We start from the raw sequence: 2,709 nt of genomic DNA, 5'->3' as shown, positions 1-2,709 counted from the left end.
GTGCTTTAGTACAATTAAAAATTAATAATTAAGAATAAAAATTAAGGGGAAACTTCTTTAGGAGTTTTTTATTTAAATTATTTTGTTATTAAATTTATATGCTAAGCCCCACTATTATATAGAAAATTTATTAATAAGGAGAATTTTATATGGCAAAGCATTTACACATAATGGCTGATGAAGGAGCTATAGCTGAAACAGTATTATTACCAGGAGATCCATTAAGAGCTAAGTTCATAGCTGAAACTTACTTAGAAAATCCTGTATGCTACAATACTGTAAGAGGGATGTATGGATATACAGGAACATATAAGGGAAAGAGAATATCTGTTCAAGGAACAGGAATGGGATTACCATCACATTCTATTTATGTAAACGAGCTTATAAGATTTTATGGAGCAAAAAGACTTATTAGAATTGGATCAGCAGGTTCAATAAATGATAACGTTAATGTAAGAGATATAGTTTTAGCACAAAGTGCATCAACTAATTCAGGAATTAATAATAGAAGATTTCTTGGTATGGACTATGCACCAACAGCTAACTTTGACCTTTTATTAGATGCATATAATAAAGGAAAAGAAAAAGGGTTAAATATGAAGGTAGGTAATGTTTTATCTTCAGATTTATTTTATGATGATACCAATGTTGGAGGACTTAACCTTTGGGCTGAATATGGTTGTTTAGCTGTAGAAATGGAATCAGCAGAATTATATACTCTTGCTGCTAAGTATGGAGTAGAAGCCTTAGCAATACTTACAATTTCTGATCATGTATTTAAAGGAATTGAAACATCACCAGAAGAAAGACAAGAAAGTTTTACTGATATGATGGAAATTGCTTTAGAACTTGCTAAATAAAGTTCATATAATTAGGGATGTCGAACAATACTTAATTTAAAATAAAAAATAAATAATTACTTATATAATTCGTCTGGAAGTATATAAGTAATTTCTTTTAAAACTCCTAATGGAGTTTTTTCCTTAATTATTAATTGTAAATAGTGCATACAGCACACTAGGGGTGTTATTATGATAGATTTAACTTTACTTGGATGTGGTGGAGGAATGCCTATGCCAAATAGACATCTAGCTTCTTTGTTTGTTAATATAAATGGAAGAAAAATATTGATAGATGTAGGTGAAGGAACTCAAGTCTCGATAAGGAAAAATAATTTAGGTTTTAAGGCAATAGATATAATTTTAATTACTCATGTTCATGGAGATCATATTGTTGGATTGCCAGGACTTCTTTCTACCATTGGAAATAGTGGGAGAGAAGAGAAGTTAATAATAGTTGGACCAGAAGGGATTACTAATGTAATAAAAGGGTTAAGTGTATTATTTCTATATTTACCATATAAGTTAGAGGTTATAGAAAATCCAAGGGAATTATCTTTTGCTATTAAGAAGAATTTTATAGAGCTATCAGAAAATGATAGAGCTGATCTTATAATTAATACAGAAGAGCTTAATCATTCATCACCTTGTATTGGATATAGTTTATACCTTAAAAGAAAAAGAAAATTTAACTTAGAAAAAGCAGTAGAAAAGAATGTTCCTAGAGTTTTATGGAGTAAGCTACAAAAAGAAGAGATAGTAGAGCATAATGGAGTAGTATATGATAGTTCTATGGTTCTAGGTGATGAAAGAAGAGGAATTAAGTTAAGTTATATAACAGATACGAGACCAACTGATAAAATTATAGATTTGATAGAATATAGTGATTTATTTATATGTGAAGGAACTTATGGAAGTGATGAGGATATAGATAAGGCTATTAAGAATAAGCATATGACTTTTAGAGAAGCTGGGATTCTAGCAAAGGATAGTAATTCAAAGGAATTATTACTTACACATTTTAGTCCAGCCATGAATGAACCTATAGATTTTATTGATAATGCTAAAGAAGTTTTTAATAACACTATTATAGGTGAAGATGGCATGAAGAAAGCCTTAAAGTTTGAAGATTAAACTTTAAGGCTTTAATTTTAGCTACTTGAAGTTGATGCAGCTATAGATGCAGTAGTGGCTGCACTAGCAGCAGCTATCTGCATAATCATTACTATATTTAAAGATATATTCTTAGTAGTTTCAATAACCTTATAACTTAGAGAATCCTTGTAACTTTCAAGTGAATCTACACAAATTAAAGAAGCTGAAATAATATTTCTTAAGGATGAACCTAAAGAAAAGTTTCCAAAGCCATGTTGCTTTTTTAATATTTTATTTACTGACTCAAGATCTTTAGAAAACTTATCATAATCAGAAGTTGTAAGTGCAACAACCCCTAAAATAGGTAGAGAATAGCCATCTATATGAGTAGTGCTTCTTTTTAGCACATTATTTAGTAAAATTATCTTATTACACTTTTCTTCTGAAGTACCTTCAAATAGAGAAAGTATATGAGTTAATGCTTGAAGATTATTTCCACTCCAAAATCCATTTTTTCTTAATATACTATAACATCTTTCCATATCAGTAAAAGTGATGTTTAAATCATTACAAGTAGTAGCAATTAATGCAGCAGAACCAATATCTTCTTGTCCTGTTAAAAATACATGCTTTTCTTTCATTAAATCATAGACTTTTCTAGTATCTACTACTATCTCATCAACGCTTCTTTCATTCTTATAATTATATATAATTTGAGAAGCTAACACTAAGAATTCATTATTATAAAAATGCTTTTTCAATTTTTCATATATAA

3 protein-coding genes are annotated in these 2,709 nt (G+C 28.9%); 2 read left to right on the top strand and 1 reads right to left on the bottom strand.

What is annotated here, in order from left to right; all coding sequences use genetic code 11:
• The first annotated feature begins 149 nt into the window (after positions 1 to 149).
• A complete protein-coding gene (gene deoD, locus E6248_RS15195) occupies positions 150 to 860 on the top strand; it encodes a purine-nucleoside phosphorylase (protein WP_316341613.1) in 711 nt (236 codons plus the stop codon).
• Between the two features lie 171 nt (positions 861 to 1,031).
• Positions 1,032 to 1,973, top strand: coding sequence for a ribonuclease Z (locus E6248_RS15190; RefSeq protein ID WP_316341612.1), 942 nt, complete (start codon positions 1,032 to 1,034; stop codon positions 1,971 to 1,973).
• A 17-nt stretch (positions 1,974 to 1,990) separates the two neighbouring features.
• Here the strand turns inward: E6248_RS15190 and E6248_RS15185 are convergent.
• Positions 1,991 to 2,709 (bottom strand): DUF4003 family protein (locus tag E6248_RS15185; RefSeq protein WP_316341611.1); only part of this gene is annotated, 719 nt, incomplete at its 5' end.

It is taken from the genome of Clostridium sp. (assembly GCF_032552055.1).
GTDB lineage: Bacteria > Bacillota > Clostridia > Clostridiales > Clostridiaceae > Clostridium.
The sequence above is the reverse complement of the archived record's forward strand: the minus strand, read 5'-3'. Positions and strand labels throughout refer to the sequence as shown.